The sequence below is a fragment of the Pediococcus parvulus genome (genome assembly GCF_007990205.1).
Lineage (GTDB): Bacteria > Bacillota > Bacilli > Lactobacillales > Lactobacillaceae > Pediococcus > Pediococcus parvulus.
On sequence record NZ_BJWE01000078.1, the window covers coordinates 1 to 3,123 of the forward strand.

A 3,123-nucleotide genomic window follows, 5' to 3' on the forward strand; every position below is an offset into this window, starting at 1 on the left:
GAAAACAAGTTTACTACGAAAGCTTTTTTGTAATACTTTCATAAATTAGACTACTTAATTCATCTTTTTTACCTGAATACCGAATTTTATATGCCGACTTATTTAGTAATCCATCCAGTAATTTACTAATTTCGCTACTCTGCACTTCTTTGTGCCGTTTTTCAATTAATGTTGACCATGGTATATTATGGCCAACATTGATTCCGCGGAAACTATTTTGTAAGTTCTTTTTTAGTTGTATTTTTTCAATTTTATTACATTCAGGCACTAAACCTTCACCTATTTTTGGGAACAATATGGTACTTAATTCCGTCCACTCTGAGATTAATTTTACGTTAAACTTGTTAGCAAAACTTTGCCAATTTAATTCTGGTTTTAAATGCGTACTCCACAGATCATGATCGCTCAACTCTCTCATATTTTCAGGTATAATATCCTGTAACTGTTCAAATTTGGAAGCAGTACCTAACCCAATATTTATGCTTTCTGGAGTACCCTTAACCCATATTTTTCCATCAACTTGCTTAACAAAAGTAAGATCATTACTAAGCAAATCGTAACCAAGATCAAGAAGATTTACTAAGGTAGTCGTTTTGCCAGCTCCCTTATCTCCACAAATTAAAATAGCTTTCCCAGTATTATCTACCGCACAGGATGAATGTAACATTATGGATGGTGTAGCTTGGGATTGTACCAGTCCATAAATCAGTTCATCACGGATCACTCTTTTACAGGCTTGATTGTAATGTAACCGATTTGAAAAAATAATTGTTTCATCTCGATTAGTATAAATAATACAATGATTTTGAGAATCATAAACAAAGTCTTCATCCGTAGAAATGATATATTTTGCTTTTTGAAATACTTGATTTTCGCTTGGAGAATAGTGTTTTATCTTTTTTGCATGAACAAAATATTTTTCATAGTCGTCCACACTTTCCAAAACAAAACAATAAACTTTATTCTTTTCTCCCATACTTGAACCGTTTGAAACAAAATATGGAGATAAATGTTTATACAAATAATTCCCAAAATCCTTACCTTCGTAAAAAACCGACAAATATTCAACTTCAAGATGTTCTAAATCTTTTTGCTTTTTATATTTTTTTGAAATTTTTATCAAATCATTTAAAGCTTTTTCCATAAAAACCACCTTCCTAAACTTTTTCTATAAATTCATATGGTTTCCAATTTGGGATCTTATCGTTACCAGACAGCTCTATAACTAGACTACCCAATATGTTATTTAGTGATTGAAGAATCGCCTTCTGCAATCTTTCTTTAGCCTGAGACAATGATTGAATAAAATTTTCCTTACTCTTGTCTCACAGGCAAAATCTAGAGTTTGTGATTTTGAATTCCTGTTTGACATGATCCCAAATAGAAGATCTCCTTTCAAAAACTAATTAGCTGATACATAGTGTTTTAACCCTAAATTCCACTCTACGTATGAAAATAACGACAACACTATTAATATAAGTATGTTTTCCAACATCCAACTAGCTTTCACTCCCCCTTTCATTAAAAGAACTGGCAAATTTGTAGCAGATAATGAAGGGATTATCCACATGAAGAAGATTTGAAAAATTTTTGGATAAATCTGATAAGGTCTGTTCGATGCATCCATTAAGTATTCTGGGACCCCATTTAATGCGGATAAATTATTTATCCAAAAACTCAAAGTTACAATAATTGGTTCTATAATATTTGGTACTGATAGAAAAATCTTCTCTCAGTACCAATTTTGTTTTATGATAAAAAAATAGAGATGAAGACACACTTCATCTCAAAGAAACAATCCCTACACTGAAAGGAATGTCCTACATGAAGAATTGTACACTGGATCTATTGGGAATTAAAGACTCACACCTGGAATTTGATCCAAAATATAATAATAAAGTGATAGCTGCAGGATTTTACCAACATAAAAAAGTCCGCAAGATCCATTTGCGGCAATCTTATCCTTGTGCTTGCCCAGTTTGTGGTCAAAAAATGCGCTACAACGGTTTTAAAACCGTTGAGATGCTCGGTTTGCCTTCGGGTGGGATCACAAATGTTTTTTCGATCCGCAAACAAAAATATCTCTGCCCGGCTTCAGCTGCCTGCCCTAAAACTATTACAAAACTTGCGGAGATCAAGGACGTCAAGGCTAACGACCAAATCTCACAAGCCGTTAAATATCAGGCTATTTCTAAATTAGACCAGAATATCTCACAAAAAGATATTGCCGCTGATTTTGGGATCTCTGGAATGACAGTGATGCGCTTTGCGCAAGAGCTCTCAACTTACTTAAGGCCCAATCATCATTTCTTACCGCAAAATATCGCTTTTGACGACTTTAAAGCGGGCAACTTTTCTAGTAGCGGCATGAGTATCATTGTCATGGACATTGCGACACGCCGCACGTTAGATATCGTGCGTTCTCGGCATAATACATACTTACGAAGTTACTTTTTACAATATGACCGTCAAGCTCGCTGGGCAGTCCAAACGGTCACAGTTGATCTGTACTCGCCTTATCGATCCTTGATCCATGAGATCTTTCCGCAAGCGCTGATCATTGCCGACCGCTTCCATGTCGTAACCCAAGCTTATCGGGCCTTAAACTTAGTTCGGACACAAACCATGAAACAGGCGGGACAGGGTTCGCACAACGCACGTGCTTTGAAACATTATTGGAAATTGTTAACTAAAGACTCGACCAAACTTGATTTTAAAACCTATCGTAAAAGCAGAAACTTTCGTAATATGCAGTTATGTGAACAGGATATTGTGGAGCGTTTATTAAACATGTCCTCCGCTTTGCGACAAGCTTACGTTTATTATCAAACACTTTTACAAGCTGTCCAGCAGCGAGATCCAAGGCTCTTAGAAAGTCTAACACGTTCAGCTGCAGGCATGCCTGAGCCCATCAAAAAAACTAATCGTACCTTGCGTAAACATCTACAAGAAATCAAGAACAGCTTTCAGACGACCTTTTCTAATGGACCCGTGGAAGGAACAAACAACAAGATCAAAGCCATTAAAAAGACTGCTTACGGTTTCCGGAACTTTGAAAACTTCCGTTTACGTCTTCTCATCGAATTAAAGAATAGTTATGTCAGTTTGAATTTTCATAGTCAC

3 protein-coding genes are annotated in these 3,123 nt (G+C 35.7%); 1 reads left to right on the forward strand and 2 read right to left on the reverse strand.

What is annotated here, in order from left to right; all coding sequences use genetic code 11:
* Window positions 1–13 precede the first annotated feature (13 nt).
* Window positions 14–1,144: a phosphoenolpyruvate carboxykinase (ATP) gene (locus PPA04_RS09290; protein ID WP_057784662.1), complete on the reverse strand. Its 1,131-nt coding sequence runs from the start codon at window positions 1,142–1,144 to the stop codon at window positions 14–16.
* Window positions 1,145–1,402: 258 nt separating this feature from the next.
* Window positions 1,403–1,726, reverse strand: a complete 324-nt coding sequence (locus PPA04_RS09910) for an ABC-2 family transporter protein (RefSeq protein ID WP_147206814.1) — start codon at window positions 1,724–1,726, stop codon at window positions 1,403–1,405.
* 98 nt (window positions 1,727–1,824) lie between these two features.
* On the opposite strand from PPA04_RS09910, the gene PPA04_RS09300 reads away from it, so the two are divergent.
* On the forward strand, window positions 1,825–3,123 hold a 1,299-nt coding region (locus PPA04_RS09300), incomplete at its 3' end, for an ISL3 family transposase (protein WP_147206813.1).